Origin of the sequence: Mesorhizobium sp. C277A, assembly GCF_040324395.1 — a bacterium.
Taxonomy (GTDB): domain Bacteria; phylum Pseudomonadota; class Alphaproteobacteria; order Rhizobiales; family Rhizobiaceae; genus Mesorhizobium.
On the sequence record NZ_JAMYVW010000002.1, the window covers coordinates 1,504,345 to 1,522,371 of the forward strand.

Annotated in this window: 16 protein-coding genes and 1 pseudogene; 10 read left to right on the forward strand and 7 right to left on the reverse strand. The window is 60.0% G+C overall.

All coding sequences use genetic code 11. The annotated features are described in order from the left end of the window. Positions 1-69 precede the first annotated feature (69 nt). The 9 genes and pseudogenes from NKK52_RS07500 (at position 70) to ligD (ending at position 9,891) form a co-directional block, all read left to right on the forward strand. Complete coding sequence (locus NKK52_RS07500; RefSeq protein ID WP_023682276.1) at positions 70-1,725, forward strand: extracellular solute-binding protein; 1,656 nt, start codon at positions 70-72, stop codon at positions 1,723-1,725. Between the two features lie 27 nt (positions 1,726-1,752). Next, entirely contained in the window at positions 1,753-2,751 is a 999-nt protein-coding gene (locus NKK52_RS07505) for a carbohydrate ABC transporter permease (protein WP_245260451.1), read from the forward strand. Continuing rightward, the gene (locus tag NKK52_RS07510; RefSeq protein ID WP_023827582.1) at positions 2,751-3,599 is read left to right on the forward strand and encodes a carbohydrate ABC transporter permease; all 849 of its coding nucleotides are present in this window, start codon (positions 2,751-2,753) and stop codon (positions 3,597-3,599) included. Before NKK52_RS07505 ends, NKK52_RS07510 begins: the two co-directional genes overlap by 1 nt. A gap of 12 nt (positions 3,600-3,611) precedes the next feature. After that, a complete protein-coding gene (locus tag NKK52_RS07515; protein ID WP_023682273.1) occupies positions 3,612-4,706 on the forward strand; it encodes an ABC transporter ATP-binding protein in 1,095 nt (364 codons plus the stop codon). Beyond that, complete coding sequence (locus NKK52_RS07520) at positions 4,703-6,676, forward strand: D-apionate lactonase family protein (RefSeq protein WP_023682272.1); 1,974 nt, start codon at positions 4,703-4,705, stop codon at positions 6,674-6,676. Before NKK52_RS07515 ends, NKK52_RS07520 begins: the two co-directional genes overlap by 4 nt. A gap of 154 nt (positions 6,677-6,830) precedes the next feature. After that, positions 6,831-7,079 (forward strand): annotated as a pseudogene (locus NKK52_RS07525) (hypothetical protein); the annotation flags it as partial. A 36-nt stretch (positions 7,080-7,115) separates the two neighbouring features. Further along, complete coding sequence (locus NKK52_RS07530) at positions 7,116-7,610, forward strand: YidB family protein (protein ID WP_023682271.1); 495 nt, start codon at positions 7,116-7,118, stop codon at positions 7,608-7,610. 55 nt (positions 7,611-7,665) lie between these two features. Further along, a complete protein-coding gene (locus NKK52_RS07535; protein ID WP_032911339.1) occupies positions 7,666-8,025 on the forward strand; it encodes a DUF4112 domain-containing protein in 360 nt (119 codons plus the stop codon). Between the two features lie 96 nt (positions 8,026-8,121). Further along, entirely contained in the window at positions 8,122-9,891 is a 1,770-nt protein-coding gene (gene ligD / locus NKK52_RS07540) for a DNA ligase D (RefSeq protein ID WP_023682269.1), read from the forward strand. Positions 9,892-9,904: 13 nt separating this feature from the next. On the opposite strand, the gene NKK52_RS07545 is transcribed toward ligD, so the two are convergent. The 5 genes from NKK52_RS07545 to NKK52_RS07565 all read right to left on the reverse strand — a co-directional run bounded on the left by NKK52_RS07545 (position 9,905) and on the right by NKK52_RS07565 (position 14,611). Beyond that, a complete protein-coding gene (locus tag NKK52_RS07545; RefSeq protein ID WP_023715431.1) occupies positions 9,905-10,096 on the reverse strand; it encodes a DUF3606 domain-containing protein in 192 nt (63 codons plus the stop codon). 578 nt (positions 10,097-10,674) lie between these two features. Further along, on the reverse strand, positions 10,675-11,712 hold the full coding sequence (locus NKK52_RS07550) for a sensor histidine kinase (RefSeq protein WP_023746308.1): 1,038 nt from the start codon (positions 11,710-11,712) through the stop codon (positions 10,675-10,677). Continuing rightward, complete coding sequence (locus tag NKK52_RS07555; RefSeq protein WP_023682267.1) at positions 11,712-13,199, reverse strand: ATPase domain-containing protein; 1,488 nt, start codon at positions 13,197-13,199, stop codon at positions 11,712-11,714. Before NKK52_RS07555 ends, NKK52_RS07550 begins: the two co-directional genes overlap by 1 nt. A 170-nt stretch (positions 13,200-13,369) precedes the next feature. Next, positions 13,370-13,573 carry a CsbD family protein gene (locus tag NKK52_RS07560; protein ID WP_023682266.1) on the reverse strand — a complete coding sequence of 68 codons (204 nt, stop codon included), beginning with the start codon at positions 13,571-13,573 and terminating at the stop codon, positions 13,370-13,372. A 273-nt stretch (positions 13,574-13,846) separates the two neighbouring features. Continuing rightward, on the reverse strand, positions 13,847-14,611 hold the full coding sequence (locus tag NKK52_RS07565; RefSeq protein WP_156932491.1) for a CGNR zinc finger domain-containing protein: 765 nt from the start codon (positions 14,609-14,611) through the stop codon (positions 13,847-13,849). Here NKK52_RS07565 and NKK52_RS07570 point away from each other — a divergent pair. Then, the gene (locus tag NKK52_RS07570) at positions 14,598-15,569 is read left to right on the forward strand and encodes a DMT family transporter (RefSeq protein WP_023682264.1); all 972 of its coding nucleotides are present in this window, start codon (positions 14,598-14,600) and stop codon (positions 15,567-15,569) included. The two genes, NKK52_RS07565 and NKK52_RS07570, sit on opposite strands and share 14 nt — an antisense overlap. Before the next feature lie 276 nt (positions 15,570-15,845). Here the strand turns inward: NKK52_RS07570 and NKK52_RS07575 are convergent, their stop codons facing one another. Together NKK52_RS07575 and NKK52_RS07580 are read right to left on the reverse strand one after the other, a co-directional pair. Further along, on the reverse strand, positions 15,846-16,106 hold the full coding sequence (locus tag NKK52_RS07575) for a hypothetical protein (RefSeq protein ID WP_023682263.1): 261 nt from the start codon (positions 16,104-16,106) through the stop codon (positions 15,846-15,848). 1,025 nt (positions 16,107-17,131) lie between these two features. Next, positions 17,132-18,022, reverse strand: a complete 891-nt coding sequence (locus NKK52_RS07580; RefSeq protein ID WP_023715432.1) for an adenylate/guanylate cyclase domain-containing protein — start codon at positions 18,020-18,022, stop codon at positions 17,132-17,134. Positions 18,023-18,027: the final 5 nt, after the last annotated feature.

Genomic DNA, 18,027 nt, shown 5'->3' on the forward strand with positions numbered 1-18,027 from the left:
GGGAGGAAATGCTTGACCGCTGCGCCGGCGGACGAGTGAAGCAAAAGGAAAATGGGAGGACCAAGCACTATGAACGATCGTGAAAAACGTGACTTTCAGGCAGGTCTCGAAGCAGAGGTCGACGCCTTCATGCGCGGCGAAACCACCCGCCGAACTTTCATCACCCGCTTCGGTCAGATGACCGGCATGTTGGCCGTGTCCGGCCCGCTGCTGGGGATGATGACCGATTGGGCGCTGGCGCAGCAAACATTGGAATTGGCGGACGGCACGTCGCCGCTCGGCCAGGCGCAGGCCGCAGCCCTGAAAGCATCGAAGGAAGGGCCTGCGGACGGTTCCGCCTTTCGCGCGGCGGAGGCGGCCAAGGCGCATTCGGGCGTCACCCTCAACATGACCTACGAGGCTGGCCTGCAGGCACTCGACCCGCGCAATTTCAGCGGGCCGATGTGGGAGCAGCTTACCGGGATGAAGTCGAATGTCGTCGAGCTGTCGAACCCGGACCAGTACTCCAAGGCGGTCGCCGAGCACATCGCCGGCTCGGGTGCCTATGACGTCCTCGACATCTCGCCGGCCTGGACGCCGTCGCTTGCCGATGGCGGCGTCATCGCCCCGCTAGACGACTACATCGCCAAATACATGAACCCGGCAGACCTCGAGGACTATCATCCCCTGTACAAGGCGCTGCCGACCTACAAGGGCAAGATCTGGGGATTCTTCGACGACGGCGACATGTTCGCTCTCTACTACCGCAAGGACATTTTCGAGGATCCGAAAATGATGGAGGCTTACCAGGCGAAGTTCAACGCCAAGCTTGGACCGCCCAAGACATGGGAAGAATATGCCCAGATCGCCCAGTTCATCACCGACCAGATGGCGCCAAAGGTCTATGGCGCGGGACATTTCCGCAAGGCGGGCAGCCCCGGCAATCAGTTCGACTTTCTGCAGCAGTACCGGGCCAACGGCGGAAAACTCTTCGGCGACGACATGAAGGCAGGTTTGGTTTCGGATGCCGGCGTCAAGACGCTGACAAACATGCTCGCCGCAAACAAGGCCTCGATCCCCGGCAACAACGAGCTCGACGCCGTCTCCTTGTGGGCGGCTTTCCTGACCGGCAAAGTCGCGATGATCTATTCCTGGCCTCCTAGCGGCCGTATGGCGGCGAACTATTCGCAGTCGGCCACGGCAATCAACTTCATTCCGCAGTCCCAAATCGCCGGCAAGGTCGGCTATGCCGTGGTTCCGGGAAATCCGGAACATGCCACCGGCTACAACAAGGCACTGTCGGCCGACTCGCCCAACCCTGAGGCGGCGTATCTGTTCATGCAGTGGGTATGCTCGCCACCCGTCTCGCTGGCACGTTGCATGCTGCCCTACGCGCTACGCGACCCGTACCGCATCTCGCACTTCAAGTCCGAGCTCTACGGCGCGCTCTTCCCGAGTGCCAAGGAGTACCTTGCCAACCTCAACAACTCGGCAAACGTCGGTCTGCTCGACCCGATCATGCCAGGCGCGCAGGACTACTTCTTGAGCATCGATCGCATGTGCACGGCGGTGTGGGCTGGTGCGGATCCGAAGGCGTCGCTTGAAACGGCGGCCGCCGAGTGGAACGAGACGACCGACCGACTGGGTGTGGATTCGCAGAAGGGCTTCTACACCGAGTTCTTGAAACTGCCTGGCGCCACCGCCGACAACACGGTGGAAAAACTTGGCATGGCGGTCACCCTCTGAAGGGAGGCGGACTCTCTGGAGCAATTGGTGTTGCGGGCGCTTGGCTCGCAACACCTCCCCGCTAAGCGGCGATTGGATACGCCTATGCAGCCCACAGCCACGATCCGCCATTTGAAGGCCGCCGGCGCACCGCCCCGGCTGTCTGCCTTTGCCCAATGGGCTGACCGTCATTTCAAGTGGCTGCTGGTCGCCCCCGCTGTGCTGCTGATATTGGCACTGTCGATCTATCCGCTTCTGTTCTCGCTGGTGGTATCCTTCATCAACTACGACTTCCAGGTGCCGGGCCACGCCTTTGTCGGATTGAAGAACTTCGAGCGGGTCGTGTTCGATCCCGTAGCACGTTGGTCCCTGTTGCTGACAGCATCGCTGTCGGGCATCAGCGTCGCTATAGAATTCGTTCTCGGCCTCTTGGTGGCGCTGACAATGGTGCGCAGCTTTCCGGGCCGCGGTGTGATCATGTCGATCCTGATCGTGCCGCTGTTCATCAGCCCGGTCATCGTCGGCCAAGCCTGGACGCTGCTTTTACAGCGGCCTTTCGGACCGACGAACTATATCCTGACGCAACTATTGGGGCAGGAGGTTACGATCGGCTGGATGACGGAGCGCCCGTGGCTCTACGTCTCGCTGATCATCGCCGATGTCTGGCAGTGGACGCCGTTCATGTTCGTCATCCTGCTCGCCGGGCTGACCGCAATCCCACCCAATCTCTATGAGGCGGCAGAACTCGACGGCGTCAACGCCTGGCAGGTTTTTTGGGCGATCACGCTCCCGCATCTCGGGCCGATGATGCTGCTGGCGCTGACCTTCCGTCTGCTCGACGCAATCCGTATGTTCGATACCATTTTCATCATGACAGGGGGTGGCCCGGGAACACAAACCTACACGGCCTCCTATTATCTTTATACCATCGGCTTCACACAGTTTCATCTGTCGCAGGCAACAGCAGGAAGTTGGCTGTTCCTGATCTTTACGGCGCTCATCGTGACGTTGCTGGTGCGTCGGCTCTTGAAGGTAGAACCGGTCTGATGGCCGCCGTCGCGCCCGCCCGCCGCAGGAAACGCCGGTCGTTGCCGATCGGCCGAATTCTGCTGCTGGGGTTCTTCCTGGTGTTCGTGCTGTGGCCGCTCTACTGGATGTTCAACACCTCCATCAAGCCCAGCGACGACTACCTCACCGTACCGCCTGTCTGGTTCCCCGCCGCTCCGACGCTTGTCCACTACAAAGCTGCGCTGTTCGCCTATCGTGGTCTCGACGGGCTCATCAACAGCCTGATTATTTCGCTTTCGGCCACGGTGCTTTCGGCGCTGCTCGGCACGCTGATGGCCTATAGCCTGGCGCGCTACGACACCGGCGGCAAGCATCTGTCTTTCTGGGTGCTGTCGCAGCGCTTTTTGCCGCCGATCGGGATCGTGCTGCCGGTGTTCCTGATCTATCGCCAGGTCGGGCTCTACGACACTCATGTCGGCCTGATCATCGCCTATACGGTCTTCACGCTGCCGGTCTCGGTGTGGATGATGTTCGCCTATTTCCGCGGCATGCCGAAGTCGATGGAGGAGGCGGCCCTCGTCGATGGCTGCACGAGATGGGAGGCGTTCTGGCGCGTTGCCGTGCCGCTCGCAGCACCGGGCATCGTCGCGGCGGCTGTCTTCGCCTTCATTGCATGCTGGACGGAGTTCTTCTTCGCTCTGATCTTGACCAGCCGAACTGCCTTTACACTGCCAACGGTCTTCCGCGCCTTCATCGGCTTCCAGGGCGCGCAATATGGCGAAGCCGCGGCCCTTGCCATCGTCTCCCTTGTGCCATCGATCGCCCTCGGGGTCCTTGCTCAACGTCATCTGGTGCGCGGGCTGACGCTCGGCGCCGTTCGCGGTTAGGAAAGCTCCCGCATGGCCGAAGTCAAAATTACCGGCTTGCACAAGCGCTACGGCGCGTTCCATGCCGTGCGCGGCATTGACCTCCACATCCGCGACGGCGAGTTCACCGTCCTGGTTGGACCGTCCGGCTGCGGCAAGTCCACGCTGCTCCGGACCATCGCCGGCCTGGAGGAGATATCGGAAGGCACGATCGAGATCGGCGGCGAGGTGGTCAATGATTTCCGGCCGCGCGATCGCGACGTGGCAATGGTGTTTCAAGATTATGCGCTCTATCCGCATATGAGCGTGGCCAAGAACATTGGCTTCGGCCTCAAGGCTCGCAAGATGCCGAAGCCAGAGGTCGAGGTGCGCGTGGCCGAGGCGGCACGCATGCTTGGCATCACTCCCTTGCTGGGGCGTTTTCCGCGCCAATTATCCGGTGGCCAGCGCCAGCGCGTCGCCATCGGCCGCGCCATAGTCCGCAACCCCCGCATCTTTCTGTTCGACGAGCCGCTGTCCAACCTCGACGCACAGCTTCGCGACGAAATGCGCGGCGAAATCAAACGCCTTCACCAGGACATTGCGACAACGATGATCTACGTCACCCATGACCAGATCGAAGCGATGACGTTGGCTGACCGTATCGTGCTGATGCGCGACGGGTCGATAGAGCAGCAGGGCGCGCCACTCGAGTTGTTCGAGCACCCGGCCTCAACGTTCGTCGCTGGGTTCCTGGGTTCGCCGCGGATGAGCTTCCTGCCAGGCACCCTTGCCTTGGACGCAGGCGCCGCTGCCATCCGGCTCGCAGATGCACTGCTACCCTTAGCGCCCGGCAGGGGGCTGAAGGGCGTCGCGGACGGACAGCAGGTGCTGCTCGGGTTAAGGCCAGAACACCTCACTCGTGCGCACACTGCAACGCCGGAGCAGGGCACGTTTCGCTATGAGGCAACGATCGACCTGCTGCAGCCGACCGGCTCGCGCAGTTACGCGACATTCCGACTGGCCGGCGCGCCGGTGATGGCTGAGCTGCAGGCGCACGATGTCAGCCGTCCGGGCGAGAAGCTTGCGATCGACATCAACATGAACCGGGCCTCGATCTTCGACGCCACGACGGAGCGGGCAATTTGACCTCGACAGCTTCCCTGGCAGTCCGCTTGTGTGGCACCGAACAGCTCGAGGCACCGCTGCGCACGCTGCGCGCCGGATCCTTGTCGGTCGCGTTCGACAATGGCGCCTTGCGTTACATCCGCATCGGGACGATCGAGGTCTTGCGCGGAATCTCGTTTCTTGTACGGGACGAAAACTGGGGAACATGTACCCCCGTTCTCGATGATCTGCGGATCGACGAGAGGCCGGATGCGTTCGCCATTGAATACCGTGCAACATGTGCCGCAACATCCGGCCGCCTGGTTTACCGGGCGCGCGTCTCAGGCCGTGGCGATGGTGCGCTGTCGTTTGTGGCGGAGGCAGAGCCCGAGACTGACGTTTTGACGAATCGGACCGGCTTCGTCGTCCTTCATCCGATCGAGGGCTTAGCCGGCAAGCCGATAAAGGTGCTGCATGAGGATGGTCACGACGAGCTATCGTTCTTTCCGGACCACATCGATCCAAAATGTCCGTTCACCGACATCCGGGCGTTGTCGCACGAGATCGCGCCTGGGATCTGGGCGACATGCGCCATGGAGGGTGATGCCTATGAGATGGAGGACCAACGCAATTGGTCTGACGCCTCGTATAAAACATATGTCCGCCCTCTGCGTCGCCCGTGGCCTTACAGACTGCCCAAGGGCCAGAAATTCACGCAGGCCGTCCGGCTTCACGTGTCAGGAACGCTCCCTACCGGGACGTCTGAAAATCGCAATCCACTCATCAACCTGACCATCGGCGGACCGGTCGGCCGAGTGCCCCGCACTGGCGTCGGCGTCGCCGCCGACGAGGCAAAGCACGCGCTCGAAACCCCCGAGCTCCTACGACGAATGGCTCCCCAGTGGATGGTCTGCCAGGTCGATCTCCGGATCGCACACGGCCAGGACGAACTAGAAAGCTACGCCGCGCTCGCACGGCTGACCGGCGCTGGAGTGGTCCTCGAGATTATCACCAAGGGCACGCGCGATCCATTCGGCGAATTGGCGCCGGTCGCGGATGCTGTCCACTCACTCGGCCTCAAACTAGAAGCTGTCTCCGTCTTTCCGGCGCAGGACATGACATCCGTACAGCCGGGAGCACCGTGGCCGACTATGCCCAGCTTCCACGAAAGCTACTCCGCCGCTCGCCGGGCTTTCCCGGGCATCGCGCTGGGCGGCGGCATGGCCGCTTACTTCACCGAACTCAACCGCAAGCGTCCGCCAGCCGAAGCGCTCGACTACGTGACCTTCACCACCTGTCCAAGCGTGCACGCCGTAGATGATGTCTCGGTGATGGAGACACTTCAGGCAATCCCCCATCTAATCCGTTCCGCGCATGCTTTCATGGGGGAACGCTTGCCACTGCGTATCGGTCCCATCCAGCTCGGCTGCCGTGAGAACCCATACGGAAAATCCACTGCGCCGAATGAAGCGAACGCTCGCGTCTGTCTATCGCGCATTGATCCTCGTCAGCGCGGGCTGTTCAATGCGGCTTGGACTGTCGGATATTTCGCGGCCTGCGCTCGCGAAGGAATCGAGGCCGTCGCGTTCGGTGACTTCGCCGGCCCCTTTGGCCAAATCCATAGGAAGGCTGATTTCGTGCAGCCATGGTATGATCAGCAGGATGGCCCAACGGTCTATCCCGCTTTCCATGTCTTGGCTGGTCTCTCAAAGCTCGGCGGAGCCACCTTGCTGTCGGTAGGAACTGCCGGCGCTGACGGCGTCGCCACGATCGCGGCTGAAAAAGATCGCCGCGTGACCCTGTGGGTCGCTAACCTTACCGCCAAGACGCAATCTGTGCGGCTTTCGGATTCGCCGAGCAGCGCCCGCATTGCTCTTCTCGGCGCCGAGCAGTTCGAGCGGGCGGCAACCGATCCCGACTTCATGGAAAGTTCCGCAAGACCGCTGGATGATCAAAGCATCTCGCTTGGCGCCTACGCCGTCGCGCGAGTCGACCTCGATCGATCGTCTTAGGCCTAGTGATGTTCGCTGTTTGGCCAAACCCCCGTCAAAGATGAGGGTGGTAGTTCCATACTCTAAGGCAGCGCGTGGAATCCATCTCGCTTATACGTTGTACTATCGCGACGGCGACCAGGCTCGCTAGGTTCCGCCTGCCGAGACGCCAAGTTTTGAGGACGCTCGCGCCGAAGCGATCCGTTGCGGAATCGGCCTGTTGGCTGATCTGGGCGATGACGATATGACCGGATGGTTAGTGCGCATGCGCGATCAGGCAGGCAACGAGCTTTGCACGATCAACGTCTGCGAGGCCGAAGCCGCACCGCAAACGGAAACAAGCCGGTTAGGCAGCACCGCTCATGTCTGTGTCGATACGCCAGCCCTTATTCAATTAGATCGTCGCCAGTCGGAACTTTTGTGATGTTGAGCCCTTGTCCATTGAACAGTGGAGGTACCAATGGCTAACCTGGGAAAATTGGCGATCGCGATGCTCGGCGTCTTGGCATACCAAAATCGCGACAAGATCGGCGACATGATCCGTGGAGCGGGTGATCGCAACCCAAATGATCCGCAAGGCGGGATTCTGGATCAGCTTTCAAAAGGCGTTTCGGGGACCGCGCTTGGCGATATTCTCGACCGGTTCAGAGGGGCAGGCGCCGGATCGAAGGTCGATTCGTGGGTAGGCACCGGGCCGAACGAGCCGATCCAGCCAAGCGAGGTGGAAGCAGCCATAGACGAAGACACCCTGACTTCCCTCTCGATGCAGACCGGCCTTTCGCGCGAGGAGCTCATAAGCCGGATCACGCGAGATTTGCCTGAGGCCGTCAGCAAAATGACGCCTACTGGTGAATTGCCCGTTGAGGCGCCGAAAAGCTCCGGTGAGACGACCTTGCTCGACGACGTGCCATCGCACAGGACGCAAGCGAATTCAGGCGGTCAAAGCGATATCTAAGGTGACGGCTATCCATCAGGGAGAGATACTAAATCGTACTGGCGCGCGAGTTGGCATGATCGGGCAGGGCGGTCACGGTGGTGATACAGCAAACGTACTTGCCGAGTTGGATCTATTGGCCGCGCTACTCGATTCCCGCTGGCGCATTCCAGGCACATCAATTCGTTTTGGACTGGATGCGCTCGTAGGTCTGGTCCCCGTACTCGGAGATGCGGCGACGGGCATTGTCTCGGCCTACATCGTCTTGCGAGCTCGAAACGTCGGTGCCGGAAATGGGTTGGTCGCCCGCATGCTAGGCAACGTGCTGCTGGATACGCTCGTAGGAAGTGTCCCAATTCTCGGCTCGATCTTCGACGTCTATTTTAAGGCGAACAATCGCAACATCACTCTGCTGCGCCGCCACATCAACAAGTGAGGCGGATAACCAATCGTCGCGATGCAATTCTTCTAAAAGGCTCGGAACCGACAGGGGCGCTGGGGCTTGAGTCGCGATTCCTGGAGTCGCGAGCATATGACCAGTGCCATTGACCGGCTTTCGTTCATCGAGTTCCAATCGCCCACACTGGTCGAGAAAGCTCCCGAAGGCGGAGATTGGCTTCACGAGATCAAATATGACGGCTACAGGACGCAGCTGGTCGTTGAAGGCGGAAAGGCGCGAGCATTCACGCGTCGCGGCTACGATTGGTCCCACCGTTACAAGAGGATTGTTCAGGCCGCGGCAAGCTTGCCGGTCAAATCCGCTATCATCGATGGTGAAGCTGTCGTCCTGGGCGACACCGGCCTGCCGGACTATCAAGCCCTGGAACGTGAGCTGGGCAACCCAAGTTCGCTGCGGATGACTCTCTACGCCTTCGACCTCCTGTACCTCGATGGCCGTGATCTACGGGAACAACCGTTAGTGAAGCGCAAGGCTGCGCTGAAGAAGCTGCTGACCGAAACCGAGCCAACCCTGACTTATGCCGAGCATCTGGAGGTGAACGGCAAGGATATGTTCGACCATGCCTGCCGGATGGGCATAGAGGGAATCGTATCGAAGCGAGCGGATGCTCACTACCGCTCGGGCGTCCAGACCAGTTGGGTCAAGGTCAAATGTGTCAAGAGCGACACTTTTCCAATCGTGGCTTTCGTCGAGAAACTTGGCGCGCAGCCGCGCCGCATCGCATCGTTGTACATCGGCAGGCGAGAGGGCGACCGGCTGCTTTATGCCGGGAAGGCCCAGACCGGCTATACGCTGGACGCAGCCCGGCGCGTTAGGGAGCGGCTTAATCCGCTTGTTGTCGCCAAGTCACCGCTGTCGGAGCCGATCAAGAAGCCCAAGGCGACATGGGTCAAACCAGACGTTCTTGCCGAGGTACAATTCAGTGGCGTGTCTGACCGCGGCATCTTGCGGGAGGCGGTCTTCAAGGGACTACGCGAGGATCTTAAGGCAATCCCGCCCAAGCCTCCATCGCCCTCCAAGCGGAGGTCGGAAGGACAACACGGCGTCCCGCGCGAGAACATTCTCCAGCTGCTACCCGATGCGGTTGCACCTTCCAAGGAAGAGCTGGCAGACTATTGGCGGCGGGTCGCTGATCAAGTTCTAGTTCATCTCGTTCGGCGACCGCTGAAGCTGGTCCGCCACGCCTCTGGCGCAACCTTCTATCACAAGGGACCGCTACCTCGGATACCGGCGTCCGTGCACCAGCTCCGCGTTCAAAAGCGCGAAGGCGGCGAAGGCATTCGGGTATGGATAGATGACATGGATGGTCTGCTTGGCTTGGTCGAGATGGATGCCGTTGAGCTTCATCCTTGGAACGCGACGATTGAAGACATCGAACATGCGGACCGGCTCGTCCTCGACCTCGATCCCGGAGAAGGCGTGCCATGGGACGCTGTGATCGAGGCCACGCTGGCGCTACGGGGCATCTTGGAAGCGGCAGGCTTGGAGAGCTGGCCAAAGGTCACTGGCGGCAAAGGCATCCACTTGATGGCCCCGCTCGTTGCGAAGATGACCCATGACAGCGCCCGGAAACTGGCCAAGTCGCTCGCCCACCGTCTGGTTGATACCGATCCTGACCGATACCTGTTGTCAGCTGACCCCGCAGCCCGAGGAGGCCGGATCTTTCTCGACTATCTCCGCAACGGACGGGGCAATACCGCAATAGGCGCTTTTTCCCCGCGAGCGCGGCCCGGCTTCCCAATTGCCCACCCGGTCACATGGAAGCAAGTCGAGGCGGGCATCCGGCCAGACGTTTTCACGCTCGCGCAGCCTTTCAGACCCGCTCGTCGAAAAGCCGCGTGATGCGTCGCGACCATCAGCCGATATCAGCCCGTTTTCTTGCCTCGCGTTCGAGCCTCTTCCGGTCGTTGCCGTGTTCTCTGATTAGCTCGCGGACCTGTTCTGGCGTGATACGATGCTGTTTGGCGAAATAGCGAACCTCATAATCTTCATCGACTGATACACGATTGCGATCTCGAAAATCACGCTTGCTCTTATCGTCTGCCATTATCTTTCCTCCTGATCAGAGAAACAACGACCGACGTTGTATGTTCCCGGCGCCTCACTTCGGCCGCCAGATGCGCGGGCTGTCTGACCGTACTGGGGCCGCAGGCATTGCGAAGGTGATCTGGCGAAAGTTGGTTGGCCAAAGGCGAGGGTGATTTCGTTTGCTGTTCGGGATAGCTGACCGTCGATCGAGCCTGCCTGCGGGCCTCTTGGTTTTTACGACGCCAGTCGGAACCCCGACGGGTCGCAGATGATTCAGATGCGCATCCGGGCTATCAACGAGATCGTGATCAAAATGGCGGGGGGTGACCACGAAGGCGACAAAGCTGAGCTCCGGGAGCCCAAAGTTTCGTCTAGGACGCATGACCCGGGTCACAGCGCCGCGGCACGAGTTCGACTTCATCACCAAGGTCGGCCGCATAGACCACGCCGGAGCTCTCGCAATGTTGCAGAGGCATATGGGAGATATAGAGGCGGTCTTTTTCGGAACTGATGTTTTGGCTAAAGCGCTAGACCAGCCTGCCGAGTGACGCTCAGTTAATCCCTATCGCGGCGCCCAGCCTGCCTTTCCGTTGCCGCTCAGTAAGCCGGCACAAGGCGCGTGTTTCGCAACGGCAAGGCCATGGTGAACTGCAAGCCGTCACGATGGTAGTTCAATTCGATCTTTGCGTTGCATTGCACGGTCACGACTTTTTCCAGAAGTGTCGTGCCAAACCCCCGGCGACTGGGCTGCTCGACTTTCGGCCCATCTCGTTCCCGCCAGTCAAGATTGACGATCTGTGTATCGCCGGACCCGCCTAACGACCAGCGGACATCAAGGCGGCCTCCCGTTTGCGAAAGCGCGCCAAACTTCGACGAATTGGAGGCCAGTTCGTGGAAAGCCATCCCGACGGGGACCGCAATGTCGGCGACTAGCGCTACGTTCGGGCCTTCCATAACGATACGCGGCCTGTCGCGCGTCTCATAGTGGTCAAGCTCGCTTTCGAGCAGCTTGTGCAGGGAGGCAGTCTGCCAATAATCGTCGGTAAGCATCGAATGGGTCTGGGCCAGGGAAACGAGCCTGGCTGAAAAATCGCGTACGAAATCATCGACGTTGCCGCTCGACTTGGCCGTCGCGCCCATCATGGCGCGAACGTTGGCCAGCGTGTTCTTGACGCGGTGATGCAGCTCGCGGATGAGCAATTTCTGCCGATCGGCGACCTCCCGCTTCTGTTCGATGTAGGACTGGACCTCACGCTGGCGGGCGCGGGCACGCAAGGCGGAGCGCACCGAGTTGGCGAGGCTCGAAGCCAGAAATGGCCGTTCAAGCACGATCAGATAGCGGTCCAGAAATGCCATCCGCGTGTCGACTTCGTTCCCCCGCATCGTCAGAAGCACGATCGGAAAATCCGACCATGCGGGTTGGGCTTCAAGCCAGGCCGCAAACTGCGTTCGATCGGAACTGAGCAGGGCCTCCTCGGCCACGACAAGGCACTGAGCCTCGTCGAGAAGCGGCACTGCCTCTTCCAAGCTGCCGCACACACGCGAGGCAATCTGGTTTGTAGCCAGGATGGAGGCCGCGATCCTCGCGTCACGGCCAAGCGGCGCCAGCACGAGAACGGCGGGGCTGGACGACATCACAGCGCCTTGTCCCTCAGAAGGTCTGTCTGCTTGCCTTCAAATTCCGGAGATCCCATCAGGATGCCGCGGAATTGTTCCAGTGGCTCACCTACGGCCACGCCGTTACCGCCGATTTTAAACTCACGAATCGTCTCTTCATGGGGGCCGACACGTTTCTTGACAACCGAAATCGCGCGTCTCAACTGACCTGCGTTCTCGAAGAAGCGTAGAAGCATGATGGAATCGCAGAGATAGGTCATATCGACCGGCGCTGCCGTTTGCCCAAACAGCCCGTGATTGGCCAACAGCAGGATCGTCGCCACTGCCTTCTGATTGAGATAGGTGAGGATCTCGTGCATCTGAAGCACCAGATGCTGTTCTTCGGACATGGCATTGAGATAGCCGGTTAGGCTGTCGATCACGACGATCCGCACATTGGATTCTTCGACGGCCGCTTGGATGCGCGAAGATAATTCGCCTGGTGAAAGCTCAGCCGGATTGACACATTCAAGCATCAGCGTGCCGTCCTCGGCAAACGGCTCCAGGTGCATGCCGAGCCCGGCGGCGCGCGCCAAGAAGATGCGCTTTGTCTCGTCAAACAAAAGCACCAGCACACGCTCGCCACGCTCGAGTGCGGCATAGCAATAGGTGCAGGCAATGGTAGACTTGCCAACGCCAGACGGCCCCATCAGCATCGTGCTGGTACCACGGGCCAGCCCGCCGCCAAGCAGGGTGTCGATCCGGTTGTTGCTCATGGCCGGCGTATCATGCTCGGCCACCTCATGCTCGGCTGCAACGAGCCGCGGATAGGCGACAACGCCGCCTGGGCGAATTACGAAATCGTGAAAGCCGCCCCGGATCTGCACGCCGCGCATTTTGATCACGCGTAGCCGCCGACGCTCTCCACCATAGACGGGCGACAGCTGCTCCATCCGAATGACGCCGTGACTGATCGAATGCAAATTGAGGTCATCCTGCTCAGCCGTCAGGTCGTCGAGCATAAGCACCGTCACATTGTTGAGCATGAAGAAGCTCTTCAATGCCAACACCTGGCGCCGATACCGCAATGACCCTTGCGATAAAAGTCGAATTTCAGAGAGCGAATCGAACACCACGCGATCGGGTCTGACGCGTCCGATCTCGGCCATGGCAGACTGCACGGTTTCGCCGAGTTCCAATTCCGAGGAATGGATCAAGGTCTGTAGCTGCGCCGGATCGAAACTGAGCTCCGGCGGCACAAGTTCAAGAATTTGCACCGCCTTCAGGTCCCAGCCGTGACGGCCAGCAACCGAGAGCAGTTCGCGCTTGCTTTCTGACAAAGTGATGTAAAGGCATGTCTCGCCTTTCTTGGCGCCCTCGATCAAAAACTGGAGGCCAAGAGTGGTTTTTCCAGAACCTGGTTTCCCTTCGATAAGATGGGAGCGGTTCCTGGCGTAGCCGCCACGAAGAATGTAGTCGAGCCCGCTAACTCCAGTTGCGATCGCTGAGGCGTCGTCTCTGTCCAACTAATCCCCCAATGTAATTTCGAGAACCAGATAACGACGGGCACCTTTGGCGGTTCCACGTCTCTCCGTGAGCGCTATTGTCGTGAGACGAAAAGGCGACAGGAAGCGCGGCAAAAAAGGGCGCCGTACCTCTCGGAGCCCTTTTTCAAGTTCAGTTTGGAACCGGCGACCTACCAGCCTTGCCGGCCATACCAGTCATCGATGTCGCGCTGAGCGCGGTCCTTCTCAATGCCGTAGCGCTCCTGAATCTTGCCTTCCAACTGATCGCGGTTACCGGCAATACGGTCCAGATCATCGTCTGTGAGTTTGCCCCACTGTTCCTTGACCTTGCCCTTTACCTGCTTCCAATTGCCTTCGACACGGTTCCAGTCCATGGCACCTATCCTTGTTTGTTTCGGACTGAGAAAAACGCCGTAACGCTACCGGAGTTCCCGTCAAGTTTGAGCAGATCGACCGATCGAAGCGTGGCGAGGTAGGCGGCCCCGAAGCAACCCGCTCTGGAACGCGATGATGGCTTGCCGCGCCGGCTGTGTTCTCCACAGTCTTGGCCACAGTCGCTCGCGAGACCAGCTTCGTTGGACAAACAGCGACAGGGACAGCGTGAAGCCAACTATGCTGCGTTGGTCATCCAAGCCTGGCGTCAGATACTAATTCTTGCTGTTGGGAGCCATGTTCCCTGCGGCTTTTGCCCTGAAGCGCCTTACCCGGCTGCGTGTGCCGCAGCTCTCATCCGAGCACCACCGCCTGCGCCCGCCACGCGAGGTGTCAATGAAAAGCCAACCGCAGTTCGGCCCGGTGCACTCGCGCACGCGGCGGCGGTCATTCCTGGACACCAAAAACTCGGCTGTCTCAAAGGCCACGCGGTGGCCGATCGTGTTCAGACTGGCTGCGTCGGTCCACTGCCAAGCGAGGCGGTCGCCGGACGGGAAAAGCGAGCGCTTCGGCAGGGCTAGGGCGACTGCATCGCGCACGATTTGCAAGGCATCGTCCGGCACCCGGGCGCCTGCCGCCTCGGCCTGGAGAGCCGCGTAAACGGCCTCGCGCAAAATCTTGGCCTTTTCCAATGCCGCCTCCGCAAGGAGCGGGCGGGCGGAAGCCTCCGCGAGCAGTGCTCGCGCCTCATCGACGTCGATCAAATCGGCACGTCCAGCCCAGACGACCAGGTCGGCATAGGTCTGCAAGAGGTCTGGGCCCCATACATCGCGTCGCGCGTCGACCGTGTTGACGAAGTCCAGGCAGGCGTGACCGCCAACCATGCGCATGTCGACGATAGTCTTCGCAAAATCCATCCCGGAAACATCGGTTGGCGGAACCGTATTGGCAAGAGGCCGTTGTAACGAAATAAACGTCTTGTGGCCGTTACGACGAACCAACAACGCCCAGCGAAGGCTGCTTCCGATGAACCGCAACACAGCGACATTTTTGGTTTTATGTGTGATCTGGGGCACCACGTGGATCGGTATCAAGGCAGGGATCGCCACCGTGCCGCCTCTGATGTTCGCAGGCACGCGTTTTACAGTAGCCGGCTTGCTGATCCTCAGTGCGACGCGCCTAAGGGGCGCTGCTCTACCAGGGGTGGCGAAAAGGAGTTGGCCGCGCCTTTTCGTTGTTACGTTGTTTATGATTCCGCTTTGCTATGGCCCACTCTTTTGGGGCATGCTCTACATCGATACGGGCACCGCGGCTGTTCTTGAGCTTTCGCTGACCCCCGTCACGCTGCTTGGCTTTGCGTTGCTTCTGGGGGACGAACGCTATGACGGCCGCAGGCTCTTTGCGATTTTGCTCGGTGCGGCCGGTCTGTGCGTCCTGTTCGGGCCCGAAGCCTATGCTAGTTGGACACACGCAGACCAGCAGGGCAGGGGGCTCCGGCTGCTGGCGATGACAGCGGTGGCGTCGGCAGCTGTAATCTATGCATGGGGTTCGGTGCTCGCGCGGCCGCTTCTTGAGGTATATTCATCGGACTTCATCGCCGGCTTCACCACCCTTTTCGGGGGCGCATTCCTAATTCTCATCTCACTCGTTGTGGAGCCAGGCGCGGCCGCGGCTCTAAAAGGCGATTGGGGCTGGCCGGCCTGGGTCGGGTGGCTGTTCCTCGTGCTGTTTGGTTCGTTCATAGGCTACACACTCTTTATCCAGCTCCTGCACGAAATCGGCGCCTCGCGCGCCGGAGCATTTGCCTTCGTCTCACCCGTGATTGCCGTCGTGCTTGGCATCATCACCTACGGCGAGGAGGTTAGCCTGATCGACATCATCGGCATGGCTATCATGCTCTTCGCAGCGTTTCTTGCGCTACGCGAGCGCAAACAGGAAACATCATCCGCTTCCCCGCCGTTGATTCCACGCTCCGCGCGGGCCGATGGCAGAATATGAAAGACGGCGCGCGCATCCAGCCGCCAATCAGCCTTGAGATGGAAAAGCACAAGGTTCGCGTCTATGCGAAAAGAGGGCTTTCCCGGCAGCGTATCCCGCCTACCACCGGCGGCGAGGAAAGCTCCAGCTCATATGACAACACTAGTCGGCGAGGGATTTTGCCGAGTTGCTGTCAAGATTGCAGGCGGGATTTGATGGAAAAATCGCGAGGCTGCAATCAGCGACCTATTCGTTCCGATCGCGATGCAGGCTATCCGCCAACGCGTCGACAAAGTGTCAGCCGCATCGCTTCAGTTCCGCCACCTGAACGCCGAGACGGAATGCCTGACCATCGGCGTAAGAACGTGCATAGCTTTCTGCTTCGAACGGAAACGTCAGGGTGCTGCCGTAGGCGGTGACGCGGACCGTCCACTTCTTGTCGCGAACGAGTTCGACCGAATTGTCGGGCGACGTCATGATTTCCTCCGGCACCAGCAAGGCGAAGGCACGGATAGCGTCGCAAAGGTTGTTTGAATGCAAACAATCCGACACGCTCATGTCGCTTGTTCTATACGCCTCGACTTTCTCTCGATTAGCGTAGCGCCACGGCTGCAATGTTGGTGGCGCTAAGTCCCCTAGCTGCCAAGACCTTTCCCATCGCGTCGGTCCCCTTGCGGCGTCACGCAGCGACCTTTCTGAACCCAATCGCCGAGATCGTCAGCCCGCAGTGTCATCGAGAGAATAGCCGGCAAGCCGCACGGTGCGAATGGCAACTCTGCGACGACTGCTTCAACAACTTTCGCGACTGGCTCATGTGAACGTCGACCACCTGGGCGCTCACACTGGCTTTCTGCGACCAGCCAGCTGCGATGAATTCATCTGATCACCTTTCAGGATTCTCGAGCCATGTGGCGCAGCAACTTGAACTCGATCGGACCAAGAGGAATTTTCCCCGGTGCTGCAAACACGGTGGTATCGAGCTCCATCTCGACGTCGCGATATGTCAGTGGTCTGCGCTTCTGCGCCAATTTCGTGACGGTAGCCCAATCGCGAGCCTTCGCAGGTGGTCGAGGAGCTATTGCGGCGCAAATGGTCTGATGAAGCGTTCGTCGACCCGGGCTGCAACAGCCTGTGCTGACCTTCAGCGCCTGGGGATATCAAGGCGACACAGGGCAGGGAATTGGTCCGGGCATCCCGCTTCAGCCGGCCGCTCCCGTCGCCAGCTCATTGTCTGGCCGACAGTCCAGCACAATTCCCACGCACCGGCCTTTTCGCGGCAAGACCTAGCGCATCATCGATCGAGCGGGCCAGCTTGCTGCCGAAACCATCCACCTGCAGAATGTGGCCTCGGAGCAGGTAGAACTCCGCATCCTGCGAGGGAGATGCACCGGCCGCGGCTCCGTCGAACTCAGCGAGGGAAACGGAAGTCAGCTCTTCGCAGTTCAACTTCGAGAGCAGACGTTCCTGGATTGGCCTTGGCACATTTGTGAACGGTCGATTCCAATGGCTGTCAAAGAGTACGGCGCGATATTGAGGCGCCAGCGAACCAGCTCGAAACCGGTCGAGCTAGTATCCGGGCCGGGTCAATCCGAGACAATTTCGTAGTGAAGAAGCTGGGCTTCGTCGAGGGCCGACTTCACTCCAGGCGAGATGACGCCGGAGCCGAAGAGGATAATATCTTCACGGCGTACGAATACTTCGTGGCCGAGTCCCATGGACACAAATGTGCCCGAAGAGCTTCGTTCGAGAAGCCGAGCTCTGCCATTCAATATGGTGAAGGCGGCGTGGCGCCTCGATACCCAGGGCCGCTCGACGATGATATCGCATTCCGCCGATCTGCCGATTGTCACGGATTCGCCGTTTCGACAGGATCGCAGCTGATCTCTGTAGCGGATGACCAGATGAATCTGCCGCGGCAGGACCGAGCGTCTATCTGTAGTGGCGCCATGGCTGGTGATCTGCGTACCGGGGGCCCCATCGTCGCTCCACAGCGTGTAGACATCGAAGAACTCTTGCTTCCCCTTCAAGGCCATTTTGTCGAGGAGCCGCAGGCCCTTGCGGCTTCTCGGGGAAAGGGCTTCGCAGAAGCTCTGGCTGATCAGCACCTCTCCGGGGTTCGCCGTGGTGGACAACCTTGCGGTGACATTGACAACGTCACCGAATATCGCGCCCCGCGCGCGAATGACCGCCCCGAAATGCAATCCGATACGGGCGCTCAACGGCCCTTTAGTCAGTTGATGGGTAATTTGGCAGACGGCCCTCAGCGCCATTTCCGGGCTCTCGAAGAGGCTGAGTATGTCATCGCCCTTCGAGTAAATGAAATCACCACCGTGCTTGGCGACGATCTCGCGCATCGTGTCCAGGCAATCCGAGACCTGCTGTAGAGCGGCATCGTCTCCGATCCGCTCATAGAGTGGCGTGCTGCCCACGACATCAGCTAAGAGGACTGCGGCAAGAAGCGTTTCCTGGTCCATCGATC

Coding starts and splice junctions, on each gene's coding strand:
- NKK52_RS07500 (WP_023682276.1), top strand. CDS start 70: ATGAACGATCGTGAAAAACGTGACTTTCAGGCAGGTCTCGAAGCAGAG.
- NKK52_RS07510 (WP_023827582.1), top strand. CDS start 2,751: ATGGCCGCCGTCGCGCCCGCCCGCCGCAGGAAACGCCGGTCGTTGCCG.
- NKK52_RS07515 (WP_023682273.1), top strand. CDS start 3,612: ATGGCCGAAGTCAAAATTACCGGCTTGCACAAGCGCTACGGCGCGTTC.
- NKK52_RS07530 (WP_023682271.1), top strand. CDS start 7,116: ATGGCTAACCTGGGAAAATTGGCGATCGCGATGCTCGGCGTCTTGGCA.
- NKK52_RS07535 (WP_032911339.1), top strand. CDS start 7,666: ATGATCGGGCAGGGCGGTCACGGTGGTGATACAGCAAACGTACTTGCC.
- ligD (WP_023682269.1), top strand. CDS start 8,122: ATGACCAGTGCCATTGACCGGCTTTCGTTCATCGAGTTCCAATCGCCC.
- NKK52_RS07545 (WP_023715431.1), bottom strand. CDS start 10,096: ATGGCAGACGATAAGAGCAAGCGTGATTTTCGAGATCGCAATCGTGTA.
- NKK52_RS07550 (WP_023746308.1), bottom strand. CDS start 11,712: ATGTCGTCCAGCCCCGCCGTTCTCGTGCTGGCGCCGCTTGGCCGTGAC.
- NKK52_RS07560 (WP_023682266.1), bottom strand. CDS start 13,573: ATGGACTGGAACCGTGTCGAAGGCAATTGGAAGCAGGTAAAGGGCAAG.
- NKK52_RS07570 (WP_023682264.1), top strand. CDS start 14,598: ATGAACCGCAACACAGCGACATTTTTGGTTTTATGTGTGATCTGGGGC.
- NKK52_RS07575 (WP_023682263.1), bottom strand. CDS start 16,106: ATGAGCGTGTCGGATTGTTTGCATTCAAACAACCTTTGCGACGCTATC.
- NKK52_RS07580 (WP_023715432.1), bottom strand. CDS start 18,022: ATGGACCAGGAAACGCTTCTTGCCGCAGTCCTCTTAGCTGATGTCGTG.